28 protein-coding genes are annotated in these 26,491 nt (G+C 61.3%); 11 read left to right on the top strand and 17 right to left on the bottom strand.

Features of this window, described 5'->3' with window-relative positions; translation table 11 throughout:
- Positions 1-3 precede the first annotated feature (3 nt).
- The 4 genes from ISP18_RS18140 to ISP18_RS18125 are packed head-to-tail and all read right to left on the bottom strand — an operon-like array spanning position 4 to position 1,965.
- The gene (locus ISP18_RS18140; RefSeq protein WP_380015377.1) at positions 4-630 is read right to left on the bottom strand and encodes a glutathione S-transferase family protein; all 627 of its coding nucleotides are present in this window, start codon (positions 628-630) and stop codon (positions 4-6) included.
- Positions 631-651: 21 nt separating this feature from the next.
- Positions 652-1,056 carry a GFA family protein gene (locus ISP18_RS18135; protein ID WP_380015374.1) on the bottom strand — a complete coding sequence of 135 codons (405 nt, stop codon included), beginning with the start codon at positions 1,054-1,056 and terminating at the stop codon, positions 652-654.
- 27 nt (positions 1,057-1,083) lie between these two features.
- Positions 1,084-1,332, bottom strand: coding sequence for a hypothetical protein (locus ISP18_RS18130; protein ID WP_380015371.1), 249 nt, complete (start codon positions 1,330-1,332; stop codon positions 1,084-1,086).
- Positions 1,333-1,344: 12 nt separating this feature from the next.
- The gene (locus tag ISP18_RS18125) at positions 1,345-1,965 is read right to left on the bottom strand and encodes a DJ-1/PfpI family protein (RefSeq protein ID WP_380015368.1); all 621 of its coding nucleotides are present in this window, start codon (positions 1,963-1,965) and stop codon (positions 1,345-1,347) included.
- 149 nt (positions 1,966-2,114) lie between these two features.
- Between ISP18_RS18125 and ISP18_RS18120 the strand changes: the two genes are divergently transcribed.
- Complete coding sequence (locus ISP18_RS18120; RefSeq protein ID WP_380015365.1) at positions 2,115-3,131, top strand: class 1 fructose-bisphosphatase; 1,017 nt, start codon at positions 2,115-2,117, stop codon at positions 3,129-3,131.
- Positions 3,132-3,196: 65 nt separating this feature from the next.
- Here the strand turns inward: ISP18_RS18120 and ISP18_RS18115 are convergent, their stop codons facing one another.
- From ISP18_RS18115 to ISP18_RS18100, 4 genes are all read right to left on the bottom strand, one after another.
- Complete coding sequence (locus ISP18_RS18115) at positions 3,197-4,756, bottom strand: carbohydrate-binding protein (protein ID WP_380015362.1); 1,560 nt, start codon at positions 4,754-4,756, stop codon at positions 3,197-3,199.
- Between the two features lie 310 nt (positions 4,757-5,066).
- Entirely contained in the window at positions 5,067-5,624 is a 558-nt protein-coding gene (locus ISP18_RS18110; protein ID WP_380015359.1) for a hypothetical protein, read from the bottom strand.
- 34 nt (positions 5,625-5,658) lie between these two features.
- The gene (locus tag ISP18_RS18105) at positions 5,659-6,543 is read right to left on the bottom strand and encodes a 2OG-Fe(II) oxygenase (RefSeq protein ID WP_380015356.1); all 885 of its coding nucleotides are present in this window, start codon (positions 6,541-6,543) and stop codon (positions 5,659-5,661) included.
- Positions 6,544-6,845: 302 nt separating this feature from the next.
- Positions 6,846-8,903, bottom strand: a complete 2,058-nt coding sequence (locus ISP18_RS18100; protein WP_380015353.1) for a M3 family metallopeptidase — start codon at positions 8,901-8,903, stop codon at positions 6,846-6,848.
- Between the two features lie 141 nt (positions 8,904-9,044).
- Here ISP18_RS18100 and ISP18_RS18095 point away from each other — a divergent pair, with 141 nt between their 5' ends.
- Together ISP18_RS18095 and ISP18_RS18090 are read left to right on the top strand one after the other, a co-directional pair.
- Positions 9,045-10,811 (top strand): patatin-like phospholipase family protein, encoded by a 1,767-nt coding sequence (locus ISP18_RS18095; protein ID WP_380015350.1) that lies wholly within the window; start codon positions 9,045-9,047, stop codon positions 10,809-10,811.
- A gap of 9 nt (positions 10,812-10,820) precedes the next feature.
- Positions 10,821-11,354 carry a gamma carbonic anhydrase family protein gene (locus ISP18_RS18090; RefSeq protein ID WP_380015347.1) on the top strand — a complete coding sequence of 178 codons (534 nt, stop codon included), beginning with the start codon at positions 10,821-10,823 and terminating at the stop codon, positions 11,352-11,354.
- Between the two features lie 54 nt (positions 11,355-11,408).
- Here the strand turns inward: ISP18_RS18090 and ISP18_RS18085 are convergent, their stop codons facing one another.
- From ISP18_RS18085 to ISP18_RS18060, 6 genes are all read right to left on the bottom strand, one after another.
- Entirely contained in the window at positions 11,409-11,927 is a 519-nt protein-coding gene (locus tag ISP18_RS18085; RefSeq protein ID WP_380015344.1) for a hypothetical protein, read from the bottom strand.
- Between the two features lie 136 nt (positions 11,928-12,063).
- Positions 12,064-12,360 (bottom strand): hypothetical protein, encoded by a 297-nt coding sequence (locus ISP18_RS18080; protein ID WP_380015341.1) that lies wholly within the window; start codon positions 12,358-12,360, stop codon positions 12,064-12,066.
- A gap of 371 nt (positions 12,361-12,731) precedes the next feature.
- Positions 12,732-14,501, bottom strand: a complete 1,770-nt coding sequence (locus tag ISP18_RS18075; RefSeq protein ID WP_380015338.1) for a peptide-N4-asparagine amidase — start codon at positions 14,499-14,501, stop codon at positions 12,732-12,734.
- Between the two features lie 105 nt (positions 14,502-14,606).
- Positions 14,607-14,864, bottom strand: coding sequence for a YkgJ family cysteine cluster protein (locus ISP18_RS18070; protein WP_380015895.1), 258 nt, complete (start codon positions 14,862-14,864; stop codon positions 14,607-14,609).
- A 10-nt stretch (positions 14,865-14,874) separates the two neighbouring features.
- Positions 14,875-15,711: a shikimate dehydrogenase gene (gene aroE, locus ISP18_RS18065; protein ID WP_380015335.1), complete on the bottom strand. Its 837-nt coding sequence runs from the start codon at positions 15,709-15,711 to the stop codon at positions 14,875-14,877.
- A gap of 129 nt (positions 15,712-15,840) precedes the next feature.
- Positions 15,841-18,312 (bottom strand): TonB-dependent receptor plug domain-containing protein, encoded by a 2,472-nt coding sequence (locus tag ISP18_RS18060; protein ID WP_380015332.1) that lies wholly within the window; start codon positions 18,310-18,312, stop codon positions 15,841-15,843.
- 471 nt (positions 18,313-18,783) lie between these two features.
- Here ISP18_RS18060 and ISP18_RS18055 point away from each other — a divergent pair, with 471 nt between their 5' ends.
- A complete protein-coding gene (locus ISP18_RS18055; RefSeq protein WP_380015329.1) occupies positions 18,784-19,041 on the top strand; it encodes a hypothetical protein in 258 nt (85 codons plus the stop codon).
- 236 nt (positions 19,042-19,277) lie between these two features.
- On the opposite strand, the gene ISP18_RS18050 is transcribed toward ISP18_RS18055, so the two are convergent.
- The gene (locus tag ISP18_RS18050) at positions 19,278-20,762 is read right to left on the bottom strand and encodes a RimK family protein (protein WP_380015326.1); all 1,485 of its coding nucleotides are present in this window, start codon (positions 20,760-20,762) and stop codon (positions 19,278-19,280) included.
- A 279-nt stretch (positions 20,763-21,041) separates the two neighbouring features.
- Between ISP18_RS18050 and ISP18_RS18045 the strand changes: the two genes are divergently transcribed.
- Positions 21,042-21,518, top strand: a complete 477-nt coding sequence (locus ISP18_RS18045) for a GNAT family N-acetyltransferase (RefSeq protein ID WP_380015323.1) — start codon at positions 21,042-21,044, stop codon at positions 21,516-21,518.
- A 48-nt stretch (positions 21,519-21,566) separates the two neighbouring features.
- Here the strand turns inward: ISP18_RS18045 and ISP18_RS18040 are convergent, their stop codons facing one another.
- On the bottom strand, positions 21,567-21,839 hold the full coding sequence (locus ISP18_RS18040) for a hypothetical protein (protein WP_380015320.1): 273 nt from the start codon (positions 21,837-21,839) through the stop codon (positions 21,567-21,569).
- Positions 21,840-21,968: 129 nt separating this feature from the next.
- Positions 21,969-22,658, bottom strand: a complete 690-nt coding sequence (locus ISP18_RS18035) for a hypothetical protein (protein WP_380015317.1) — start codon at positions 22,656-22,658, stop codon at positions 21,969-21,971.
- A 125-nt stretch (positions 22,659-22,783) separates the two neighbouring features.
- Here ISP18_RS18035 and lptM point away from each other — a divergent pair, with 125 nt between their 5' ends.
- The 6 genes from lptM (at position 22,784) to hslV (ending at position 26,447) form a co-directional block, all read left to right on the top strand.
- Positions 22,784-22,987, top strand: a complete 204-nt coding sequence (gene lptM / locus ISP18_RS18030) for an LPS translocon maturation chaperone LptM (RefSeq protein WP_380015314.1) — start codon at positions 22,784-22,786, stop codon at positions 22,985-22,987.
- A 14-nt stretch (positions 22,988-23,001) separates the two neighbouring features.
- Positions 23,002-23,838 carry a diaminopimelate epimerase gene (gene dapF / locus ISP18_RS18025; RefSeq protein ID WP_380015311.1) on the top strand — a complete coding sequence of 279 codons (837 nt, stop codon included), beginning with the start codon at positions 23,002-23,004 and terminating at the stop codon, positions 23,836-23,838.
- Between the two features lie 54 nt (positions 23,839-23,892).
- On the top strand, positions 23,893-24,576 hold the full coding sequence (locus tag ISP18_RS18020) for a DUF484 family protein (protein ID WP_380015308.1): 684 nt from the start codon (positions 23,893-23,895) through the stop codon (positions 24,574-24,576).
- Positions 24,577-24,584: 8 nt separating this feature from the next.
- On the top strand, positions 24,585-25,472 hold the full coding sequence (gene xerC / locus ISP18_RS18015) for a tyrosine recombinase XerC (RefSeq protein ID WP_380015305.1): 888 nt from the start codon (positions 24,585-24,587) through the stop codon (positions 25,470-25,472).
- Between the two features lie 10 nt (positions 25,473-25,482).
- Positions 25,483-25,815, top strand: coding sequence for a GlpM family protein (locus tag ISP18_RS18010; RefSeq protein ID WP_380015302.1), 333 nt, complete (start codon positions 25,483-25,485; stop codon positions 25,813-25,815).
- A gap of 98 nt (positions 25,816-25,913) precedes the next feature.
- A complete protein-coding gene (gene hslV / locus ISP18_RS18005) occupies positions 25,914-26,447 on the top strand; it encodes an ATP-dependent protease subunit HslV (protein ID WP_380015299.1) in 534 nt (177 codons plus the stop codon).
- The last annotated feature ends 44 nt before the right edge of the window (positions 26,448-26,491 follow it).

The following is a 26,491-nucleotide window of genomic DNA, read 5'->3' as shown; positions in this document are numbered from 1 at the left end:
GCCCTACGCCGCCTGTTGCGCCAGGAATTCGGTATCCATGGCCGCCACGCGCTGCATGGCAGGGCGTGTGATCACGCGGTCGACATACGCGCGTATCTGCGGCGTTTCCGGCACGAGCTTGAACAGGGTCGCCCAATGCAGGGCGCCGCCCCACAGCACGTCCACCGCGGTGAAGCGCTCGCCGAGCATATACGGGCCCTTGGTCAATTGAAGTTGCAGCGCCCCCAACACGTCATCCCAGGTGCCATAGGGCGAGGTGGACGGCGGCGCCGGATCGCGTTGCAACGAGCGGTCGACCAGCGCCGGCTCGAAGCACGAACCGTAAAAAACCAGCCAGCGCAGGTAAGGACCGCGCAACGGATCGTCCACCGCCGGAGCAAGTCCCGCTTCCGCATACAGGTCGGCCAGGTACATAAACACAGCCGGCTGCTCGGTGATCAGCACATCACCATGCTGTATCGCGGGCACCTTGCCCATGGGATTGATCGACCGATATTCGGGACGGCGCGACTCGCCTGCTTTGAGGTTGATCAGTCGCAATTCGTAATCCGCACTCAGTTCCTCGAGCAGGGCAAACGCGCCGCCCGAACGACTGTTGGGTGCGTGATAGAAAACGATCTTCTGGTTCATGTCGCCACCTCGCGATAGGAATTACAGATGCCGCGTCTCAGCCGGCACGTTCTGCCAGTTGTTGTTACGCCCATCCGAGAAACGCATCGGCGCTTCAATCAGCTCGCTGGGATCAGCATCATCCAGGCAGAACACATTGACGAAGTAGAAGTCACCCCCCAACACATCCAGATGGCCTTTACCGAACGGCCTCACACCGCAATGCCGGCAAAACAGGTGATGCATGCTGTGGCTGCCGAACTGGTAGTCGGAAAGCTCGCCTTCGCCACTCGTCAGCCGAAACGCATCCGGCTTCACAACCACACCCCATTGCCGCGCCTTGGTACAGATCGAACAATTGCAGCGCCCAGTACCTTGCGTGAGATCGACATCTGCTTCGAACGTCACTGCACCGCAATGGCAACTGCCGTGGTAGGTCTTTCCCATGATCATTTCCTTTAGTTGTAGTTGGATTTATGCACCGCTCCAGCCACCCGATGGCTCATCGGTGGGTGGAACACGCAGGCTTGCGGAAGCGGGGACAGGCGCTATCAACACCCGCTTGCGGCCCGGTTCGAACGCTGGCGTAAGGTGAACCACCCTGTTCCCCTTTTTCGGTTTCTCTTCTTGTGTTGCGGGCAAGCGATATTGTCCGTCCATCAACAAACCCCGCAGATACAACGGCCGGTATGCGGCCAAAACGCGATCGATGAAATTACTCATGACGTAAACACCTCATGCAGCGCGAATCACTTCGACGGTTTCGCCGGCAAGCCACGGCGGCGGCACGGCATGCTTGAACAATCGGTACCAGTGTTCGCGATCGCTGGCGCTGTACAGATCCAGCGTGTGGATGATTTCGCGTGCGAACTCGATGCTGCCCAGATGGCTCGCCGTGATGGCGCCGCCATCGCTCACCGCGAGCACGTTAGCGTCGTATTGATCGTGTCCTGCATACGCAGGTACTTCGCGACCGATCTGGCCTGCCCAGTTGCCGGTGTGCCGGCAATGGTCGAGCAAGCCGGCACGTGCCAGATGCAGTACACCTTGATCGATGGCGGCCACCGGCGCTCCGGCGTCGTGCACGCGACGAGCCACGGCCGCAGCCTGCTCAATATGCGTGGTCAGCCACAGATGGCCACCCGGCAGGATCAACAGCGCGATCGCGTCCAGGTCCAGCTCATCCACGCGAACATCCGGTAACACCTGCAGCCCGCTCATCGACGTGACCGGCTCACGCGTGAAGCCGACGCTGCGCACTTCCCACTCCCCAGGGCGACGGATTTCGGCCAGGGCCAAGGCCACCTGCCAGTCCGCGAACCCCTCGTACACCAGTACATAAACTGTGTCGCGCATGATCGTCCCTCCTTTTCGATGGTGAGAGCTTGCGCCCCTGCTACTGCCAGCGTGTTGTCAGTAGGAAGGTGCGGGGCAGTTCAGCCGCTCGACTGGCTTCCGTAAGGCTGAGCCGGGACAATGGCGGCCTCTTTGCTAACAGGTCCGTCATGAAGCCCATTTCGTTGATCCAGTTTCTGATCGAGGAACGTCGCGCCGGTCATATCAACGCCGAACTCACCTTGCTGATCGAAGTGGTCGCGCGCGCCTGCAAACGCATCGCCGTAGCCACCAACAAGGGCGCCATCGGCGGTGTGCTGGGTGAAGCGGGTACCGGCAACATCCAGGGTGAGGCACAGAAAAAGCTGGACGTGATTTCCAATGAAATCCTGCTCGAGGCCAACGCCTGGGGCGGCCAGCTCGCCGCCTGCGCGTCGGAGGAGATGGAAGATCCGCAGCAGATTCCCGACATGTATCCGAAGGGCCATCACCTGCTGCTGTTCGATCCGCTGGACGGCAGCTCCAATATCGACGTGAACATTTCCGTCGGCACCATCTTCTCCGTGCTGCGTTGCCCGGACGGTGTGACGGAACCGAAAGCCGAACACTTCCTGCAACCAGGTACCACTCAGCTCGCCGCCGGTTACGTGGTTTACGGCCCAGCCACGGTGCTGGTACTGACCTTCGGCCATGGCACGCACGAGTTCACGCTCGACCGCGAAGTCGGCAGCTTCATCCTGAGCCGTCGCGATATCCGCATTCCCGAAGAAACCGCCGAGTTCGCCATCAACATGTCGAATCAGCGCCACTGGGAGCCACCGATGCAGCGCTACATCGGCGAACTGCTGGCCGGCCAGGATGGTCCGCGCGGCAAGGATTTCAACATGCGCTGGGTCGCCTCGATGGTTGCTGACGTCCACCGCATCATCACCCGCGGCGGCGTGTTCTTCTATCCGCTGGATGCGAAGATCAAGAGCAAGGGCGGCAAGCTGCGCGTGATGTACGAAGCCAATCCGATGGCGTTCATCATCGAACAGGCGGGCGGTTCAGCGACTACTGGGCGTGAGCGTATCCTCGATCTGCAGCCCACCGGCCTGCATCAGCGCGTGCCTGTGTTTCTCGGTTCGAAGAAAGAAGTGGAAGTGGCCACGCATTACCATCTCGAAGCAGACGGCGCGCGCAGCTAAAGCCTTCGATGCGCATAAATGCGCGAAGCCCTTCGCCTGAGCGAAGGGCTTCGCATTCTGCGCGCTTACAATTGCGAATTAGTCGTAGTGTTGAACTGCGTGCCGAGGTTGGTCTCCAGGTTGCCGATCGCATGTTCCAGCAAGCTGAAGATTTGCGCGCGATCCGATGCATTGCTCAGGTCCAGCGTTCCGGTGCTGGATATGCCTGTTTGAGTGAGTGCGGTATTGAACGCCGCCGTGGCCTGCGCCGCAGTGATGTAAGTCCCGGTACCTGAGCTGTTGACGTAGTCCATCGTCTGGAACACGTTGGAAAACACGTTTTCCAGTGCTGCAATATTAAATGCCACGTGGTTGGCGGACGTAACGACCGTCGACAGGCTAGTGGTCGGAATGGGATTGTCGTAGAGCTGGTCGAGGTAGTAACGAACCTGATAGGGGTATTGCTTGTAGGTGTCGTTTACGCCCCACACCGATCCATAGTTATTCACCTGCGCCACAGTGGATGACGTCGCCGTTGCGCCCAAACTGCTATAGCTTTGCACTAGCCCGCCGTAGTAGCCCTGGTTGTAAGCCACGTTCAGCAGCACATCCAGGAAGCTGTTCGGCAAGGTCTTGAAGTTCGCCAGCGTGTTGTCATACGCCGGCTCCCACGGCGTTTGCCAGCCATTGGCCCCTTTGCCCGTGACGTTCAAGGCAACGAAATCGTTGTAGTGGAAATACGCCGTCAGCATCGGGCCGTAATATTTGTTGTTGAACGACGCTGGCGTCGGCTTGCTGTATTGCGTAGGCGCCGTCGCCATGGTGTAGCCGATATTCTTCTGGATCGTGGCGTAATTGATCAACGAATGACCTGCCGGGGTGTACGACCCGGACACCATGTCGGCAGCGTAATTGTTGATCTGATAAGGACCGCCTTGGCCAACACCCATGACGGCCGCCTGGTCGGGTGATGGATCGATCAGGCTGCTCGTACCGACGTAATACTCGGTGGCAATGTTTTCCTGCAGCAATTGGCCCAGGACCGAGCCGTACAAATAGTCCTTGTCGAACTGAATGCCCGGGTAATACTCCTGCACCAGGTGGCCATACATCACGCCGGCAATGATGTTGGACATGATCAGATCGGTGTAGTTGTCTCCTGCCAGGGCGATCTGGTCCTGGGCGCTGCCTATGCCGAGCAGCAAATGGAAATTCACGTCGCCTGATGTGGTCACCGACGAAGGAGACGGTGTTGGTGTTGGTGTTGGTGTTGGTGTTGGTGTTGGTGTTGGTGTTGGTGTTGGTGTTGGTGTTGGTGTGGGAGTAGGCGTTGGGGTTGGCGTGGGTGAACTGCTGCACGCGCCTTGCGAAGTCCAGGGCTGGCCACTGCCCGAACCGCCATTATTCGTCGCCGGATCGTTCCCCTGTGTCCACCAGTTGGCCTTGTAGTTGAGGCCGTTTTCGCTGGCGACGTTGCCGGCGGTGTAAATGGCCGTCGAACTCCAGGTCGGTGCGCAAGTCGTTTGCGCGTGCACCGCCTGCACAGGCATCGCTGTAAGCAAGCTTGTCGATAGCACGGCACCCAGCGCAGTGCTCAGTGTACTCAACGTCAAATTGGTTCGCGTCGCTGACTTCGTCATATGCATGAGCCGTCTCCAGAATGGAATGGAAATGCAACCAGTGAATCGCATTGGCGATATCACAACCGCGTTCCAGGCAGTCATGCAGGGGATAGTCGCCATAACGCATCCTTGCCCTTATTGCGCGTCTTCTGTGGACGCTCGACAGAGTGCGGCGGGAGTATCTGCGCGGAATGACAACGTTGTCTATATGGGACAGCGTGCTCACGGCAACGCTTGCATCAGAACGTGATGGGGGTCGCCTTCCATCCGGATGACGGCAAAAAAGCGAAGGCAGAAGATAGGCGCCTCTCGCGGAGACGCCACTCGCTTGTAGCTAAGCGGCGGGATTGTCAGGCATGAACAAACCTATGAAAGCTAGCGCGAGGATCAGACCACCGACCACGATGGCGATCCAGTTGGCGCCCCGGATTTTCGCGTTAGGGTCGTGATCGGGCGCTTCGATCAGGTTGATGTCGTTGATGACCTTTTGCACCGGAAGCAGGAAAGCGACCGACCCCATGCTGGTCAGCCAAAAAGGGGCCGGCAGCCTATACATGAAGGTTACGATGATCCATCCGAAGGCCAACAAGCCGGCGGGCATTTCTCCCTTTCCATTCTCTTTCTGCCATTCCCTCATCTCACTAAAAAGGGAGTAACAGAAGAAGTAGGCAAAAACGGCGCGCCAGAAGGGGGAGATGTTCTCCTTTTCGCGGACTTTGATGCATTGCCAGTTCTTGTAGAACCAATAAAGTTCGTACAGCCCGAGCGTGAAAATCGACATCACCGCCAACTTCAATGGTGAAACGGCGAAGAATGGTGCCTCTGAATTGGATTTGTTGTCTGCCGATAGAACCAGTTCGGCGTTGGGAGGTGAATACGGATTGTCCTGCATGGTGAAGTAGCTTCCTGTGAGTTATCCGATTTTTTTATGTTGATGCAGGGCCTTCCCCATAGCGCCGCTGCCGCATCCACTTCGTCACGATCCATTTTTCACCACGCGTCACTGGCGAACCACCATGCAGCGTGAGCTTGTCGAGCTGGTTGTGGCTGTTGGTGTATTCGAAATAGACGGCTGAACCTTTTTTCGGCACGACTTCCAGGCCGATCTCGGGAAAGATGGTGGTGCCGCCCTCTTCCACTTCGTTCAAGTACATCACCATGGTGGAGACGCGCTGGCCGCCGATGGTCATCTGCACCTGGCTGCCGGGGTCTTCCGGTGGGAAGTAGTCGAAGTGCGGCTTGTATTCGCCACCGGTGCCGTAATGCAGGATCTGCAGGCCTTCGCCATGGTCTACAGGCCAATTCATCACTTCAGAGATGCGGCGATCGAGACGGGCGATGAAGGGGTCGGCGTTGAGCGCGAAGAAGGTGCCTTCGCTACTGCGGTCGGCGATCACTTCGTGTTTGCCGGTGAGTGGATCGACCGTGGTGGAGCGGTGCATCTTGTCGGCGGAGCGGCGGATCATCTCGTCGCACTCCTCTACGCTCAGCACGCCGTCAAGCACGGCGATCATGGGACGGTTGACGCGTGTGACTACGCGCACGTCGCGATCGAAGGTGTGGATCAGGTTGCCGGCATGCAGACGCGGCTTTTCATACGCGTAGCCCTGAGGAGTCATGGGCTGCGCTTGCGGCTGGACGGGGGCAATGAAAGGACCGCTCATCACGCCATTGACGGCGGCTTGCGCAAAAACGGGATCGAAGTGGTTGCGCACCATGTCATCGATCAGCGATTGCGGGGCGCAGCCGCGCGCAAGGTTTTCCTGGATCCAATGGTGCCATTCGGGTGCCAGTTGCGTGATCGCGTTCATCGCAGACTCCTCAGGTCTACACAGCGCTAACGGTTCGATAGCCGGGTGCACCGCCGATGCTGGCAGGGCGGTGCGGAGGCGATTGTGAACCTGTTTGCGAGGAAAGCGCGAGCCTACCCTTTACGTAAGCGCAGGCCCTTGCATCGAACGAACTCCTCCCCCTGCTTGCAGGGGGAGGTCCGGAGGGGGTGAACACTTGCGGGAAGGTCTGAGGCGAGTACTCACCCCAACCCTCCCCTGCATGCAGGGGAGGGGGTAGTTCCGTGCACTTGGATCAATACAAGGCAAGAAGATGAGTAGCCTCAGGCCAGCCCGTAACTGCGCAGCAACGCCTCCGGCTCCGGTTTGCGGCCGCGGAAGGCGATGAAGCTTTCCAGCGCCGGGCGGCTGGCTCCCACGGCCAGGATTTCGCGGCGGAAACGGTCGCCGGTGGCCGGGTCGATCACGCTGTGACCGGTGTGTGCGCCTTCCTCGAAGGCGCCGAACGCATCGGCGCTCAGCAGCTCTGCCCACAGGTAGCTGTAGTAGCCGGCCGCGTAGCCGCCCGCAAAAATATGCGTGAAAGCGTTGGGGAAACGTTGCCATGCCGGCGGATGCAACACAGCCACTTCCTGCCGCGTCTGTTCCAGCACTTCGAGCGCGCGCGCGCCTTTGGCCGGGTCGTATTGCAGGTGCAGCAGGAAGTCGAACAGGGCGAATTCGAGCTGGCGCACCAGGAACATGCCCGCGTGGAAATGCCGGGCCGCCAGCATGCGCTGGAATAGTTCATCCGGCAGGCGCTCGCCTGTTTCCCAGTGCCGGGCGAACAGGTCAAGCGCTTCGCGGTTCCAGCCGAAGTTCTCCATGAACTGACTAGGCAGCTCCACCGCGTCCCATTCCACGCCTTCGATGCCGCTCACCGAAGGCAGCGGTACTTCGGTCAGCAGGTGGTGAAAACCATGGCCGAATTCATGGAACAGGGTAAGTACGTCATCATGCGTGAGCAGGGCCGGACGGCCTTCGGTCGGCGGCGCGAAATTGCAGGTAAGGAATGTGACTGGCAACTGCATGTGCGCGCCGTCATCGAAGCGCGCCCTGCACACATCCATCCATGCGCCGCCGCGCTTGCCGCTGCGTGCGTACAGATCGATGTATGCGCCGGCGAAGACATGTCCGGCGGCATCGACCACGTCGTAGTAGCTCACGTCAGGGTGCCACACGTCCACGCCATCACGCAGTTTCAACGTAATGCCGTACAAGCGCTGCACCAGTCCGAACAAACCGTCGATCACGGCGGGTAGCGGGAAGTAGGGTTTGAGCTGTTCTTCATCCAGCGCGTACTGGTTTTGGCGCAGTTTTTCCGCAGCGTAGGTAACGTCCCAGGCTTCGAGGTTGTCGAGCTTCAGCTCGGTGGCAGCGAAATCGCGCAGCGTAGTCAATTCCTTCTGCGCCATCGGTTTGGCGCGCGCAGCGAGATCGCGCAAGAAGCCCAGCACCTCCGCCGGCGTGCCGGCCATCTTGGTGGCGAGCGATTCTTCCGCCGCATTGGCGAAGCTGAGCAGTTGGGCCGCCTCATGGCGCAAGGCCACGATCTTCTCGATGCGCGCCGTGTTGTCGTACTGGCCAGCGTGCGGCCCCTGGTCGGACGCGCGTGTTTGGTAGGCCCAGTACACACGCTCGCGCAAGCCACGGTTATCGGCATAGGTCATCACCGCCTGCACGCTGGGCTGCTTGAGCGTGACCAGATAGCCGTCCAAACCTTTGTCCTTCGCATATTGGCGCAGTACTGCGCGACCGGATTCGGGAATGCCGGCCAGATCGCGCTCGTCGGTGATGTGCTCCTGCCAGGCATCCGTGGCATCCAACACCGCGTTGGAAAATTCGGTGGAGAGCTTGCTCAGTTCCACACCGATGTCGCGGAAGCGCGAACGCGCGGGTTCTTCCAACGCGACGCCGGAGAGCTTGAAATCGCGCAGCGCGTGTTCGACCAGCGCGCGCTGCGCACGTGACAGCGTGGCGAACTCCGGCGCATCGGCCACGGCCTGCACAGCGGCATAGAGATCGCGGTTCTGCCCGACTTCGATCGAATAGTCGGTGAGTTTTTCCTCAGCCGGCCCATAGACCTTGCGCAAGGCTTCGCCATCGGCCACCGAATGCAGATGCGAGACGGGTGCCCAGGCTTGCGAAATGCGTTGCTCGAACCGCTCCTGCGGCAGCATCACCGCATTGAAATCGTGCGGCGCGCCGGGTGCGGTCAGCGCGTCGATGCCGGTGCGGCTTTCGGCCAGCAGGGCGTCTACGGCGGGCAGCACGTGCTCGGGTTTGATTTGGGAAAACGCGGGCAGCGCGGTGTCGGCCAGCAGGGGGTTGTCTTGACTCATGGTTCGCTCCTTCAGACCTTGAAGCGTGCTTGCAGCATGCACCGAAATCAAGCGGAACCGAGGAGTCTGTCGGACTTGAGTCGGCCGGGCTCCTAATGACAAAGGCGACCACGTCATCGTGCTCGTCGTACCATCGCGCGCATGCTACCTGCCGACGTCCCCGCCCTGATCCGTCGCATTCCGCTGTTTGCGCATCTGACCGATGCGCAGCGGGCGACGCTGGCCGGCTATCTGCGCTGGATCTGCCTGCCCGGCGGCCAATACCTGTTCCGGGCCGGCGAAGTGGCCGAGGCGTTGTATCTGCTGCGCGGCGGCAGCCTGGGCGTGTTCAATGGCTCCACCGAGCTGATACGGCAGGTTTCAGCGGACGATTGCGTGGGTGAAATCAGCCTGCTGAGCGGCGAGTCGCTGCGCTATAACGTGCGCGCCCTGCGCGATTGCGAATTGCTGCGGCTGGATCGCCATCATTTCGAACTGCTGATCGAGCATCATCCCCGCGCCATGTTGGGCATGGCGCGGCAGTCGGTGGACCGGTTGCTCCAGCGCGAACGCCATGTGGAACCGCCGGACAAGCCGCGCACCTTCGCCATTCTGCCGGTGGACACGAGCGTGCCGGTGCGCGGCTTGGCGATGCAGCTCGCGCAGGCGCTGGAAGCCTACGGCAGCTGTGTGGTGATCGATGCGGAGCACGGCGCCAACCGGGGCAGCGACTGGTTTGCCGAGCGCGAGGCGCAAGCGCGCTTCGTGATCTACCTGGACAGCACCGGCGATGCCTCCTGGCGTTTGCGCTGCCTGCGCCAGGCGGATGTGCTGCTGCTACCCGCGCTGGCGGCACAGCCGGCGCGGCCATGGCCTGAGGCCGCGCCGGGACATCCGGCGCGCGTGCGACATCGCCCGCGCCACCTGCTGTTGATTCACCCTGCGCATCGCGTACTGCCTGGCGCTGCACGACGCTGGCGCGGGCAATTCAGCGGCGAGTTGGAGCACCACCACATCTGCGGTGAAGGCGATATTCCGCGCATCGCACGCCTGATCAGCGGCCATGCGCGCGGGCTGGTGATGGCGGGCGGCGGCGCGCGCGGTCTCGCGCATCTGGGCGCGCTACGTGCATTGCGCGAGGCCGGCCATGATTTTGATGCGATCGGCGGCACCAGCATCGGCGCCATCATCGGCGCGGGTGTCGCCAACATGTGGAGCATCGAGGACATGATGCGCGTGTATTACGAAGCCTTCGTGCGCGGCAAACCGCTGTCAGATTGGACCCTGCCGCTGGTGGCGCTCACGCGTGGGCGCCGCGCGGCGATCATGCTGCGGCGCGCCTTCGGGGCGATCGATATCGAAGATCTGGAGCGGCCGTTCTTCTGCGTTTCGACCAATCTTTCGGGGCAGGGCAAGGTCGTGCACCGCCACGGTCCGTTGTGGTTGTGGTTGCGCGCGAGCAGCTCGATTCCCGGCATTCTTCCGCCGGTGCTACATCACGGACAGGTGTACGTGGACGGCGCGCTGGTGGACAACCTACCGACCGACGTGATGGCGGAAGACGGCATTGCGCACATCACGGCAGTGAGCATTCGCGCGGATATCGAACTTCGCGCACAGACCGAGGAATTCGCCACGCCTCCATGGTGGCGGTTATGGATCCGCCAACGCAGCGGTACCGGCTGGCCCGGCCTGGTTTCCACGCTGACCCGCGCGGCGATGGTGAACAGCGAGGAGACCAGCGAACACTGCCGCGCGCGTGCGGACCTGCTGATCACGCCGCCGCTGGAACACGTGGGCATGCTTGACTGGCGCGACTGGCAACTCGCCGTGGATTCCGGTTACCAGGAAACGATGCGCGTGCTGGAGGAGCGGGAACGCGCCCCGCGTCCTTCGGGCGGCGCGGCACAGCTTCCGCTGGAAGGCTAAAATATCGGGATGACTTCTTTGCGTTCCTTCAAGGGCATCCTGCCCACCCTCGGCGCCCGCGCCTATGTCGATCCAGCGGCCACCGTTATTGGCGACGTGGTGCTGGGCGATGACGTTTCCATCTGGCCCGGCGCCGTGCTGCGCGGCGATGTGAATTACATCCGCGTCGGTGCTCGCAGCAATATCCAGGACGGCACCATCGTGCACGTAACGCACGACGGGCCGTATTCGCCAGGTGGTTTTCCCACGCTGATCGGCGAGGGCGTCACCATCGGCCATGCTGCGGTGATTCACGCCTGCACCATCGAGGATTACTGCCTGATCGGCATGCATGCCACCGTGCTCGATGGCGCAGTAGTGAAGAAATACGGCTTCGTCGGCGCCGGCAGCGTGGTGCCGCCGGGCAAGGTGGTCGGCGAGCGCGAGCTATGGTTGGGTAATCCGGCGCAGCGCGTACGGCTACTGACGGACAAGCAGATCGAGCAGCTGCATTACTCGGCGGATCATTACGTGCGGCTGAAGGACACGTATCTCGCTGGTTAAGCGATACTTTGAAACTACATGGGCGTCATTCCGGCGCGGGCCGGAATAACGCGCTCAGTGGGAATTCTGACCGCCCTGTTGCGCCTGAATCCGCGCCGCCTCCGCCTCATGCCGGCGCCGCTCGATCACGCGCTGCGCATCGAGCACGCTGCCGAGCAGAGCCAGCTTGTAGTTGTGCGGATCGTACTGGCGCAGCAGTGAAAGTTCTCGCTGCGCCTCATCGAGGTCGCCCCCGTTGATGGTGTTTTCCACCACGTCGCAGGCAGGCTTGAAGGCATCGCGCATACGTCGCTGGGCCGTGGCATTGTTCGGATCGAGCTGCAGCACGCTGAAATAAAATTCGTAGGCGTTGCTACCGACCGGCGCCACCAGTTGCTTGTTCTGATAGGCCTTGTCGGCCAGATCCATCATGACGCCGACCTCGCTACCGTCGTTGGCGACATGTCCTCCACCTGACGCGCTCCTGGATGCATGCGCATACCAAAGCCCGCCACCGGCGAGTATCAACACCGCGGCGAGCACGACAAAAAGCAAACCGCGCCGGTTCGCAGCGAATGAAGTGGATGAAGACATGCTGGTTCGCTTACCGATCCTGGAAAAACAGCCGTCCGCCAAGCGAACGGCGCCCTGTTGGGGATCAGGCTAGCGCCGCAACATGTCAGCAAAATGACTCAGGCTGTCGAATATGACAGCTTGAATACATCAAGCACTAGTGGAAATCACCGCCGATGATGCGGCCGCTGTTGTCCATCTGGGGGAAGAAACGCGTGTTGTCGTAGCGCATTTCCATCGTGCTGATCATGCCCGGCAACATCAGTTGCACGCCTGGGTACATCTTCTTGAATTCGTCAGACGTCGGATGCGTGGCGACGAAGCTCTCGAACGTCGCCATATCAGTGACGCCTTGCTTGTCCACACGCGAGCCATCCGGACGTGTACCGTGATGGCAACCGGCCAGGGCAACGGCCACGCCAAGAACGGAAAGGGCAAGCAGACGGGTACGCATCGGTAAAGGCTCCAGTGAGCGCGGTGCTCATTTATATGCCGGCAAAATTAGCATGCCGGTACCCCTTCAGACCATCGTGGAGCCTGCCTAGGGTCTCGGCGTGGCCCGCGCCTGATCTGTTTGCCTGTCGGGCAAGGAGGAACGAAGACGTGTATGTCGATACACAACTGAGTGAGGACGCAGCCCGGCGGGCAAACAGACCCGGCCCGAAGGGTTGTCACGGTGCGTCCACCATGCGGCAGCGCGCGGCTTGGCTTGCCAGCCAGGCAAGCGCTGCGCCACGCACTACCACCTGGCGAACGCACCGTGACAACGCGGGCTACGCCGAGACCCTAGGCAGGCTCCTAGGGCACCGCGTTCACCCGTTCCTCTTACCAAGGCAGCAACGTGCTGCCCTGATAGGGCGAACCATCCGGATGCGTGAACCAGAACACGTGGTTCTGTCCACCGGGACAACCCTGGCCGCTGCTGTAGGCAGTCACCACGTTGTCCGCCGAACTCACACTGCCGCGATAGCAGCTGCCCAGCGAATCGTGGAACGCAAAGTCTTGCGTGGCTTGTTGACCGCTGTGGCTCACGATCTGGAAACTGCTGTTCAGCACCAGCGTGTCGGAGCCCGCCACCTTGTTGTGCACGTCGGCCGCGTACAGCGGGAAGCCGCCGAGGCTCAGGCCCGTGTGCTGGTCGTAGCCCTGCTTGATCGAGGTGAGGATGGAGTAATCCCCATTCGTTTCGCTGGTCTGGTTGTAATCCACATGCAGGGGATAGCGGAAGCTGGCCTTGAATTCACCACTCAGGAACGCGCCGATCTTGCTGCGGCTCTCGCCTTGGACCGTGGTGAGCTGGTCACTGATCTGATGGTAGTCAGTGGCGGTGATATTGAAGGTCTGCGTATCGGCAAAACCCACCGTCTGATCCACCGTAGTGGTGACGCGTCCATGCGAGGTGTTCACGTACCCTTCGATGACGAAATGGCGGCTCAGGTTGGTGGTGATGTCACCGGTGACATTGCCGGACGAATCCTGCGTCAATGTGCTGCCGATGGTCGGCGTGGGCAGCTGATTCACCAGCGTATTGCGCACTAGTGCGCCGCTCACCTGCTTGGCGCCATGATCCTGGTAGACCAGCAACGCAGCCGTAGCCGAGAAGTAGTTGTTTGCGCCCTGCACGCTCACTGCCACCGTATGCGGCGAACCGTTGCTGAGAATGCCGGCGAACGGCGTCAGGTCCACGCGATAGGGCATGAAGTTCAACGTCTGCACACCGGGTGTCGGCTTCCAGATAAACAGGTCGATGCCGCCGGTATAAATCCACGGATACACCGGCGCCACGCCAGCTGCCTGGCCGTCGATGCTGACTTCGGCCTCGCGGAAGTTACCGCCGCCGCATTCCTGCGCCTCGCTGGCGTACTGGTCCGGCACACAGGTGTACCAGAACTCGTCGTTGTGCTGGCTTTGCGTGAACACATCCAGGTAGGCGCGTTCGACATTGCTCGGCAAGGTGAGCGTAGCGGCCACCTGGTCGCTGGACGTATTCAAGGTGACGGTGTTGCCCACCGGATCGCTGCCCAGCGGATAGACCGCATCCGCCACCTGCGGCGCAGGCGCCGCGGCCGAAGCGGGATAGAACAGCAGCCGCGCGCTGCCATGGATCACGCCTGTGTAGGTGCTGTCGACAATGTTATAGAGAACCGCCTGGCCTTGGCCCGCATTACGCAACAACGCGCTGTAATCGGTGAGGTCGCGCTCCACGTGCCAGCTCGGCGCAAGGGTGGAGCTGGGCTCCTGAGTGGTGCCGAAATAGATGTTGACGCCGCTCAGCCATATCGATGCCGTGCGATCGAACTGCACACCGGCCGTGACCGAGAAATCCGCTTCCAACACCACCTTCGACCAGCGCGTGCCGCATCCAGTGGGTGGCGCATAGCTGTAAGGGCGCGTGCCGAAATCGTTGAACGTGTCATCGCTAAAAAGCTGCACCACACATGGCTGACCTGGCGGCCGCGGAACGGTGGGATCGGCCACGGTGACGTTGGCCGAGCCGATTGGACTGCTATCCGGCGCCGCCTGCGCGACACCACCCAACACCAACGAAAGCCCGGCTACTGCCAGGCAGCGACTGAAACACCCCTTCGGCAACATGGTGCAACTCTCCCCACAAGTGATGCCCCCCGTCCGCCAAAACTAGCATGAGTAGATGTTTAAAAAGGCCAAATTCGGTGTGGATGAGCTGCGTTGCAACACGCATCACGCCGTATGGGTTGCGGCTTCCAGTTTGGTCAGCCAACGCAATGCATGTTGCCTGTCTGCACCGCACATTGCCGGCTCCGGTTGAAGACGCGCGCATACCGCCGGACGGCGCGGATCGCCGAAGATCGCGCAACGGTTGTCATCGGTGAGCTGGATGCAGCGCTCTCCGGACAACTTGCCGTTTGGCATGCCTGGAATGGGCGAGGTCATCGACGGCGCGATGCAACATGCGCCGCAGCCGGCTCGGCACTGCATGCTCATCACTTCACGTACCTTGCACGTGCAGCGACTGATATACCGGCCCGGTGGCCGGACGTTGGCCATGCCACAGCTCGAACGCATCGGCCGCCTGCTCCACCAACATGCCGAGGCCGTCATAGGCATAGCGCGCACCGGCGGCGTGTGCCCAGGCAAGAAAGCCAAAGGCGGATTTGCCGTAGCCGAGGTCGTAGCAGGCGGCACGCGATCCCGCCAGCGAGAACGGCAGCGTAAGCGACTTACCCAGCGTGCCGGCGGAGGTAGCGTTGACGATCAGGTCGAAGCTGCCGATGTTGGCGAGGTCTTCCCAATAGCGTGTATGCACACGCGCCGGTTCCCCGATCGCGTCGGCCAAGGCATCGGCCGCTGCCGGTGAACGGTTGACGATGGTGAGGTTCTGCACGCCCGCTTCGAACAGCGACCAGGCCACCGCCCGCGCCGCGCCGCCCGCGCCGAGCAGTAACGCATCGTGACCACGTAGATCCAGATCATGCCGCTCGGTGAGGTCGCGCACCAACGCGGCGCCGTCGGTGTTATGGGCGGATAGACGTCCATTCGCCAGACTCGTCAGCACATTGGCCGTGCCTGCGCGCGTGGCAGCCTGCGTGCGTTCGTCGGCCTGTGCGAAGGCCGCGGACTTGTGCGGCAAGGTGACGTTCGCCCCACGCCCGCCTTCTTCCTGGAAGAAACGCTGCACGGTCTCGGCAAAGGCTTCCGGTGTCGCGTCGATCGCGCGATATTCGAGCGCAATGCCGAACTGTCGCGCAAAAGCCTGGTGAATCTGCGGCGAAAGGCTGTGCGCGATCGGATGGCCGAACACGGCGAACTGCAACGGCTGGGACATGCGGGTGCTCCTGCGTGGCCCTCCATTGTAAGCGCTTTGGTGCTGCCCAACCCTCCCCTGCAAGCAGGGGAGGGAGCCACTTCTTGTCTTTGTGCAGCGGCCTAGGAGAAGCGGGATTTTTTAAGCCACTTACCAGCGGTAAGTCACCTTGCCGTACCAGTAACGGCCATCGAAGCCGAACGGCGAAAGCGCCGAATACTGCAAGCCGTTCGTGCGGTCTTCGTAGCCGCCATTGTTCGACAAGGCCACCTTGGTGGGGTACTGGTTCGTTACATTGTCGATGCCGGCCGCGAAGATCCAGTTTTGCAGGCTGTAATTGGCGGAAAGATTCAACAACCAACGCGGCGCGAACGTCTGGCCGACCAATCCGATGGCGGGATCGGAGACATCGGTTACCGAGCCGTAGCGCGTAAAGTCTGCGTGCACGTTCCACCCGCCACGCAGCCAATCGCTGTACAGCACATACTTGGTACGCGGCGTGCCCTTCGTCAGCAGACCCTGGTTGTAAGGACCTAGCAAAGCGGGATTGCTGATCTCCTCGATGTGCACCTGGTTGTAGTTGGCACTAACGCCATTGTTGAGTCGTCCCCAGTCGCCCAGCTCCTGGTTGTAGTTCACTACCAAATCAGCTCCTCGCGTGCGGGTATTGCCACCATTGACGAAGAACTGAAGCTGCGCGATCTGCGGAAAGTTGGGATTGGTGTTGGTGAGCGGATCACTGTAGAGAATCTGGTGCCAGATGCGGATCTGATACACATCCAGCGTGGCGTTGAGCCGGTCGAACGGCGTGAAGACGGCGCCGATCGAGTAATTCGAGGATTTCTCCGGCGACAATGGTTTGGCGCCATACGCGATGGCCAACGGATCGTTCGGTCGCAACGTGCCCACTTGCACGAGCTGTCCGTTCGACACGAGGGTGACAGTGGAGCTGTAGTTGACCTGCGCCATCGACGGTGCGCGAAAACCGTTGGAAGCGGTGGCGCGCAAAGCAAAGGTATCGGTGAATTGATAGCGCCCGGAAAGCTTGCCCGAGACCACCGAACCGACACCGCCGGAGTAGTTCTCGTAGCGTCCGGCCACACCTGCAGAGAACTTGTCGGTCACGTCATTTTCGAGATCGAAGTACGCGGCGTAATTGTGACGGCTGAAGTTGCCGGCGAGATTGGGCGTGATGCCCGGCCACACTTGTGAGCCACCCGGATATACATTGCCGCTGGGGTCGAGCGCATTGGGATTGAAGTACCAGGACGCTGGTTCGCCCGCACCTACGTCATATTCGTCTTTCTTGTATTCCACGCCCCACGCCACCGTCAGCGGATTCTTGAGAAAGCCCAAGCTGAATTCGCGTGCCGCGTCGAAATCCAATACGTCCAGCTTGGTGGCATATCTGCCCGAAAAGAAGGAGGTTGGCGAGGAACCGGTGGAGTGGTAGAGGTTGGTATTGATGGAGTTGGTGATGTCGAATACCAGGTCGTTTTCGCCGTGGGTACCTGACAAATCCCAGTTCCAACCGAGGGCCTGGCCCTTGATGCCCAAGGTACCCTGGTAATCCCGCGTTGGGTTGACGATGTGCGGCAGGAAACCATCGGGATACACCGCGATCACATTGCGATCGGGATTGTTCCACATGCGCCAGTAACCGTTAGACGTGACGTCGCGCTTGCCCAGGATCAGATTGCCGTAAAGCTCGAGACTATCGCCAAGGCGGTAATCCATGTTGATGACGGCCTGCATGACTTTCTCTGCAGGTTCGCCATAGCGCTGGTATGGCGTCGGTGGCGGGTAAGGATTGTTGACGAAGTCGCGTGGCGGATAGTTGAAGGTCGGATCGGTGTTCTCGGCGCGATTGGTATTCATCACGCTTTGATAATTCCAGGAAAACCGCATCCAGCCTGGCGCCTTGTCCTCCACACCGCCCAGCGGAATCGCTACGGATCCTTCCACGCCATTGTTGGCGCCGTCGCCGACATCCATCACGCCGCCGTAGACGTCGATGTCGTTCTTGCCTGGGCCAGGAGCGCCTTTGAGGATGATGTTGATCACTCCGGCGATGGCGTCGGAACCGTACTGCGCCGAAGCACCGTCACGCAGCACTTCGATATGGTCGATAGCGGCGATCGGAATGGAGTTGAGATCCACGGGTGCCGAACCGCGGCCTACGCTTTCGTTGTAGTTGACCAGCGCGGAGGTGTGATAACGCTTGCCGTTGACCAGTACCAGCACGTCATCGGGCGAAAGGCCGCGCAGGGAGGCGGGGCGCAATGCATCGTTGCCGTCGTTGATTGCCGGTCGAGGAAAATCCAGTGACGGCAGGAGCCGGTTGAGCGCAGTGGCTAAATCGCCGGCGCCGGTTGAAGACAGATCCTTAGGCGTTAACACGTCGATCGGTGCGAGCGATTCGTCCACCGTGCGGCTGGTGGCGCGCGTACCTGTTACGACGACCTGCTGCAGTTGTTTGACGTTCTTGTTGTCTTGTGTGGTCGTGTTGTCTTGCGTGGCCGTGTCCTGAGCATGCACCAAGGAACCGGAAACTAATGCGGACACCATCGACAGCCACAGCGCATGTCGTCGAAACGACGACGTATGCAATTTATTAGGCATGAGTGATCCCTCCCCACCAATGACGGCGAGCTGAAATGAAAAGACATGAGATGACTAACGTGTCTCCCCGACACGTCGGCCGCACCCTCCCCGGTGCGGCCGGTTGCAAAGTAGGCCGAAAGTCATGGATCGGTCAAGACAACTCCGCATGCATCGCGATCTTTGCGATCGATCGCACACATCACGCTGCTCAACGCGCATGCGTTTTGTCAGTTATGCGCAAGATCGCTGCTGAAACACGGTGCACGGCACGCGACGAGAGAAAAAAACAGGCGCGCGATTTTCACAAAGGCTTCATCAACGAACACAACCGCACGTCCGTGTATGAAACGGGAGTTGAAGGCACTTTCACATAACGCGCTGCTATCGAGCGAGTCGTCGATGATCTGCGAGTTAGGTAGTCATGACCATCGCAACCTATGAGACGGACGCGGGGCAAGCTGCATCCATCGTGCAGCTTCGGAGTTCGTCATGCGCAGCAAATCCATTGATCCTGGCCGACATCCACGTCTTCTTGCCACAGCCTTGCTGTGGTTGTTCAGTGGCAGTTTGCTGCTCGCCACGACACTCGTTCCTGCTCATACCGCGTTGTTCGGTTGGACGCCGTTCTTCTGGCTGTTCGTCGCGCCGCTCGCGGTGGCGCTAACGCTGGAACCGAGTCTGCCGCGCCAGTTGCTGAGCCTGCGCAAGCCGCGTCGCCGCAATACTTCGCAATTGATCTGGAACTGATCCGTATTCCGCTTGGCAGTGGAGCCGTTGCGGCCGGAGTGCCGCATTAAGGGATGATCGCCGGTTGAAAGGGAGTGGTCGCGACCGGCGATCAGCGCGAAGGAACGCGCGAGCGATTCCGGTTCGCCCAGGGAAGGGTGACCGGAATGGCCCTTTAACGGATGGAGATAGTGAGGAGGAGTGAGGCGTGAGAGATGGGCATCGTTGGTACCACTGTCTTTCTCTTATTTTCACTCCTAGACAATGATGCCCATGCGCTTGCGCTCCATGCGGCGCAGAAACTCCTGCATGATGCGGCGATATAGATCTTCACCGAGATACTGATCTTCCACGCCAGCATCGATCGAAGGGTTGTCGTTGACCTCGATCACCACGACCTTGTCGCCCACCTGCTTCAGATCCACACCGTAGAGACCATCGCCCACTGCGCCGGTAGCCTTGAGCGCGAGCTTCACCACTTCGGCCGGCGCATCACGCACCGGAATGGTTTCGAAGCCACCGGATCTCGCCGTGCCTTTCGCGCCGTGGTTGTAGATCTGCCAGTGGCCGCGCGACATGTAGTACTTGCACGCATACAGCGGCTCGCGGTTGAGTACACCGACACGCCAGTCGAAGTCGGTGTAGACGAACTCCTGCGCCAGCAACAGGGCGCTGTGTTGAAACAGCTCGCTGGCGGCTTTTTCCAGCTGATCCGCGCTTTCCACTTTGACGACGCCGCGCGAAAACGAGCCGTCCGGAATTTTCAGCACCAGCGGGAAGCCAAGTTTTTCGGCAACCTCCCTCAAACCCTTGGTGTCATCACGATAGAGAATCTCGGTGCGCGGCACGGCAAGCTTGCGCGAGACCATCAGATCGTTGAGGAAGATCTTGTTCGTGCAGCGCAGGATTGAACTGGGATCGTCCATCACCACCATGCCTTCGCGCTCGGCGCGATGCGCGAAACTGTAGGTGTGATTGTCGCTGGCGGTGGTTTCGCGAATGAACAGGCCGTCGTATTCGGCCAAGCGCTGGTAGTCGTTCTTGCCGATCGGATCGACTTCGATGCCCAGCTCCTTGCCCGCCGAAATAAACGATTTCAGCGCCTTCTTGTTCGACGGCGGCATCCCCTCGTTCGGATCGACCAGCATGGCGAGGTCGTAGCGATACAGCCGTCTTGCGCGAGGCTTGCGCCACAGCTTCTTGGAGAAGCGATCGAGCTCGGCGGCGAAGGCATCTTCCTGGGCATCGTCCAGCGTGTGCAGGCCCACCGGCTTAATCGAAGCGATCTGCCACACGCGTTCGCGCTCGAATTCGATACGCAGCAGCGGGCACGGGAACATTTCGAACACCTGCCTCGCCAGGTCTTGCAGCGCGGGGTAGGCGGTTTCGCCGAAGTAGACGAGGGTGCCGAAATCCGTGGTATCGCGCCCGCCCGCGGGCAGGAAGTGGGTGAGCTTGGCGTTGAGATCGTCGATGGCCAGGCCGTACAGCGAACGGCGGCGCAGATCGTTCACCGTGCGCACGGAAGGCATCACGCGGTGTCCGCGCGCTTCGGCCAGCAGCGAGACGTAATAGCCGGTGCCGAGGTATTTGTAGCTGCGGCACAGGTTGAGCACGTGAGTGCGCTCCTCGTCGCCGCCTACCGGCTCGCGCAGGTAGTCCATGGCGGTGACGACGTCGACGGACGGATAGTAGGAGCCCCAATCGGAAGCTTTCTCGACGACGATGACGAGTCGGGTCATGGCACCTCAGTAGACCGGCAGGAAGGACGTCGTCGCGTAAGGGGGAACGTGGCGGCGCAGCGCAAGGCGGCAGTGTCTTGCAGCTCGGCGAAGCGCACAAGGGTGGCTGATGAAGAAGGACTAAACGCCGCGCCCTGTACGTGCTGCGAGTACCTTTGGTGGGATGATTTCCAGTCTCAGCTGCACTAGAGTGCCGCGCTTGCTCGAACCCACCCGAGCAGAGAACCCCTGGGGCCATAGCACCTGCCACAGGCGCATTGTTCTTCACGAGAGCCGCTGATGACCCCATCGCCAGCCACCGCCGCCGTGCGGGTGCGCCGCGCCGAACTTTCCGATCTCGATGACCTGGTCTCGTTGGAACAGGCCACGTTCGACAGCGATCGGATCAGCCGTGCGCAATTTCGCCGTCACCTGGACAGCGATTCGGCGCGCGTGCTGGTGGCCAGCGCGAACCATCGGCGCTTCCTCGGCACGGCGATGGTGTTTTTCCGCAAAGGCAGCCGCATGGCGCGGCTGTATTCGATCGCCAGCCTGCCAGAGGCACGCGGCAAAGGTGTGGGCACGGCGTTGATCGAAGCGGCCGAAGCGGCGGCGCTCCAGCGACGTTGCCAGGTGCTGCGGCTGGAAGTGCGCACGGACAACGAGAGCGCGATCCGTCTCTACGAGCGGTTGGGCTACCGCCGCATCGGCCCGATTGAAAAGCGGTTCTATGAAGATGGCTCGGATGCGTTTCGCTACGAAAAAGCGCTGATCTGAAGAAAAGGCCTCCCTGGTCAGGGAGGCCTTCGTCATCTCAGCCGCCGGTCAGCGGTGGTTTTCGTTAGATACCTCAGCCGCCTGTTTGAGCTCGGCGTTGGCTTGGTCCAGCAGCTCCTTCGCTCTCGCAGCGTGGCCGCCAAGGTCGAATTCGTTGGCTTGCTGGGCGTCGACGACGCGCTTGTAAGCTTGGTCGACCAGGTGCTGGGCGGCGGCCAGGTTCGGATGGCGCTTGGCGCTGACATCACGGACCGGCTGGGCGGCAGCGGTGGCGACCATAACGACACCGGCGATGGCTGCAACGAATACGATGCGTTTCATGCTTATTTTCCCCTTGTGTTGTCTGCGAAGCAGGTAATGGTGGGGCGAATCTAGCATCGCTTCGTGACAGCGACCACGGGGATGTTTTTACGGTGAAATCCTTCGATTTGGGGCAGCCAAGCGTTTCACTCAGCCCCCGAACGGCTGCCCGATACGTTGCGCCGTGGCGTCGTCCGGGCGCGCCACCAGTGCGCCAGTGCGCATCAGGCTTACGTTGTAGTGGCCGCCGTCGACCATCGGTAGGAAGGCACCGCTACCGAACACCGTATCCACTTCGGGGAACCAGCGTGGTACCTGCTTTTTCAGATCGAACAGATCGGCTGCGCCGGCCTGGCTGAAATCGATCACGGTGCGCGGCGCGCTCATCTCCTGACTGGCATCGTCGTAGCGCCCGGATAGGCGATCGAGCCGGTACAGCGGCGGCAAGCCGGCGAGCATCGCGGGCAGCTTCCACTTCAGCACGATGGCATCGACCTGGAAATCGTCGCCGGCCAGCATCACGTTGCGCGTGGCGCCGTCCGGCCAGGTGAGGGTGAGCGCCCAGCGCTGCGGCGACAGGATGTGCGCGTCGATCTGCACCACCGGTGCTTCCTCGTTGAAGAAGCGGTAGCCGCGCAGCGACATCGCAATGCCGCCGAGAAATGCCGCCAGCAGCAGGAAAACCACCAGCAGCAGCGAATGCCCGGTGGCAGTGAGATGGCGGCGATGACGCACGTGCTGGCGCGCGGCCAGCAACTGCACAAGGGCAAGCAGCAGCAGCACGCCCGTCAGAATCACGAGCAGGGTGGTGGGCAGGCGCAGTACTTCGTTCCAGTTCATCGGGGTACTCCAACGTTCCGCATATCCGTTGCAAGGTGCGCATGATAACGGTGACGCCTATGCAGAATGGATCAGATCATCCCTCAGCTTGGCTATACTCCGAGCGTTTTCCGAGGATCCATCTCATGCGCCGACCGATTCTGCTGCTGCTGACCTGCCTCGCCTTCGCCGCGATCGCCGGCTGCGGCAACAAAGGCCCGCTGTTTTATCCGCCGCCCGAACCTGCTCATCCCGCGCCGGCTCCTGCTCCGGCACCGGCGCATGCGGCTACCGCACAAGCGCCGGCCAGCGCCAGCAGTGTTCAGACCAAGCCGCTGAACGGACAGTGATTGCAGCTGACACCATGGCTCTGCGCTTTTCCAAAATGCACGGCAGCGGCAACGACTTTGCTGTGATCGACAGCCGTGACGGCGCGCTTGCGCTGTCCCCCGCCTGTATTCGTGCGATGGCCGATCGCAACACCGGCATCGGCTTCGACCAGTTGCTGAGCGTGGAACCGGCGCGCGATGGCGTCAGTGCTTTCTATTACGGCATCTGGAATGCCGATGGTTCGCCCTCAGGCCAATGTGGCAACGGCGTACGCTGCATCGCAGCCTGGCTGCAGCGAGCCGGTGCGCTGGCGATCGGCGAAACGGCACAGATCCAGAGCCCTTCCGGCCCGGTAGCCGTGCGCCTGGTCGATACGCAGCGCGTTACCGTGGACATGGGCGAGCCGATCTTCGAGCCGGCACGCATTCCGTTTGAAGCACCGAACAACGCTGATCGCCACATGCTGGACGTGCACGGACAGGCGCTGGAGATTGGCGTGGTGTCCATGGGCAATCCTCACGCTGTGGTCGTGGTGGAGGATCTCGAGGCTCCGGCGCTGGCACGCCTCGGCCCTGCATTGACTGCCCACGCGCGCTTTCCGGAAGGTGTCAACGCCGGCTTCGTGCAGAAACTGAGCCCACAACATGTGCGCCTGCGGGTGCATGAGCGCGGTTCGGGATGGACGCTGGCCTGCGGCACCGGCGCCTGCGCGGCGATGGCCGTGCTGCGTCGTCGCGGCGAGGTGGATGCGCAGGTGCGGGTAGATCTTCCCGGCGGCACATTGGAGATCGAATGGATCGGACCCGGCGAGCGGCTGTGGATGACCGGGCCGGCCACCTTTGTTTATGAAGGCGAATGGTTAGGCGATTGATGCGAGGCCGCGTCCATCGCACACTCCGTCCCAGGGTTTAAAGAGGTTCCAGGCATGACCAACGCCCTGCTCGAAGACACCATCAAGGCCAGCGACGTGGCGGCGTATCTGCGCCAGCATCCTGGTTTCCTTAGCGAATACCCGGAACTGGCCACGCTGCTGACCCTGCCGCGCGAGCAAGGCGCGGTGGCATCGCTCGCGGCGTATCAGCTGCAGGCCTTGCGCGACAGGAACGCCGAACTGGAGCGCAAGCTCGTCGAGTTCACCGCTATCGCCACGGAAAACCAGCGCCTGATGCAGCGCGTGCACGAGCTCAACGTCGCCGTGCTGCGCGCCAATACGCCGGAAGTGGCTGCACGCAGCGTGGTGGCCCGGCTGTCGGAAGATTTCGGTACGGACCAGACCCGCTTCGTGCTTTTTGGTGAATCGATGCTGCCGCCGGCGGACTGGCTGCTGCACGAGCCGGGCGGCCGCGCCGCCATGCCCGAGTTCGCCGATTTCCTCGCCCATCACGAGCCTATCTCCGGTCGGCTTTCCGCCGAGCGCCTGCAACGGCTGTTCGGCGCACAGGCAGCGCACATCAAATCCGCCGCGCTGATGCCGCTGGGCGAGCTGGGCCTGCTGGCGCTGGGCAGCCGCGATCCCGATCACTTCCAGCCCGGCATGGGCACGCTGTTCCTGAAAATGATCGCCGCAACCGTCACCGCTGCGCTGGCACGCATGCAGGACGGCGCTTGAGCGCAGCGATGGACGCACAGCCCCAGGTCGACGCATGGCTTGCGCGGTTGGGCAACGAACGCAAAGCATCACCGCACACGTTGGAAGGTTATCGTCGCGATCTGGACAAGCTGCTGCGCCATATGCAAAAACAGCAGATCGCTTCGTTCGCGCAGTTGCAACCTCATCACATGCGCGGCTTTGTTGCCGCCGAACATCGCGCGGGCCTGTCGCCCAAGAGCCTGCAGCGGCTGCTCTCCTCCTGCCGCAGCCTGTTTCGCCAGCTCACGCGCGAAGGCGCGCTGTCGCACGATCCGCTGGCCGGCGTGCGCGGTCCGAAGGTGCATCGCAAGCTGCCGGAAGTGCTGGATGTGGATGAAGCCACCGCCTTGGTGGAGGGCGACGGTAATGACGACGCGCTGAGTGTGCGCGATCGCGCCATGCTCGAGCTGTTCTATTCTTCCGGCCTTCGCCTTTCCGAATTGACCGGTTTGCGCTGGCTGGATCTGGATCTGGATGCCGGCGAAGTGCGCGTGCTGGGCAAAGGACGCAAGACGCGCATCGTGCCCGTAGGGCGGCATGCCATCGCTGCACTGCGAGCGCTGGGCGAAGCGGAGGGCCGCGCGCCGGAATCGCCGGTGTTTCGCGGCCGCCAAGGTGCGCCGATCAGTCCACGCACCGTGCAAGCACGAATGAAAACATTGGCCTTGCGCCAGGGCTTCGCCAAGCACGTGCATCCACATCTGCTGCGACACACGTTTGCAAGCCATATGTTGGAATCTTCCGGTGATCTACGTGCGGTCCAGGAACTGCTCGGCCATGCCGACATCGCCACCACGCAGATCTACACGCACCTGGATTTCCAGCATCTGGCCAAGGTGTACGACGCCGCGCATCCGCGTGCGCGCAAGAAATGATTTCGACGGCATGAACTTGCTCGCGAAAACCCTGATCGGCGCGTTGATGGTGCTGCTGATCGGATTGTTGGCGCGCACACGCAATTACTACATCGCTGGCTTGTTGCCGCTGTTTCCGACCTTCGCGCTGATGGCGCACTATATCGTGGGCAGCGAACGCGGCACGGCCGATTTGAAGGCCACCATCGTGTTTGGCATGTGGTCCGTCGTGCCCTATCTGGCATACCTCGCCAGCCTCTATTGGCTGGTCGACCGACTGCGGCTGGTGCCGGCCTTGCTGGCCGCGTTGCTGGTGTGGAGTGTTGTCGCGGCAGGAGCGGTATTGCTCTGGCAGCGGCATTGAGCTTGCCTTGACTGGCCCACCCCGGCGGCCTCGCAACATCTTGGATTTCCCCCGGACGGCCCCACTTTTGCGGTCTTGGCCTAGTTTCGGAGAGCTCCATGGAATCCTTCCACGCCACCACCATCGTGTCGGTGCGACGGCACGGACGCGTCGTGATCGGCGGCGACGGCCAGGTCACGTTGGGCAACACTGTGATGAAGGCCAATGCGCGCAAGATCCGCCGACTGGGCAAAGGCGACGTGCTAGCCGGCTTTGCCGGTGCAACCGCCGATGCGTTCACCCTGTTCGAATTGTTCGAGCAGAAGCTGGACAAACACGGTGGCAACCTTACCCGCGGCGCCGTCGAGATGGCCAAGGAATGGCGTACCGATCGCCGCCTGGGTCGCCTCGAAGCGATGCTCGCAGTGGCCGATAAAGAAGCTTCGCTGCTGATTTCCGGCAACGGCGACGTACTGGAACCGGAGCACGGACTGATCGCCATCGGCTCCGGTGGCCCGTATGCGCAGTCGGCCGCGCTCGCGCTGATGGAAAACACCGACCTCGACGCACGCGCCATTGTGGAGCGCGCGTTGAAGATTGCTGGCGACATCTGCATCTATACCAATCACAACACCACGATCGAAGAACTCTGATGGAAAGCCGGGAACGGGGAACAGGGAACGGGGAACATCACCCC

Source organism: Dyella humi (assembly GCF_044904605.1).
Taxonomy (GTDB): domain Bacteria; phylum Pseudomonadota; class Gammaproteobacteria; order Xanthomonadales; family Rhodanobacteraceae; genus Dyella_B; species Dyella_B humi.
The sequence above is the reverse complement of the archived record's forward strand: the minus strand, read 5'-3'. Positions and strand labels throughout refer to the sequence as shown.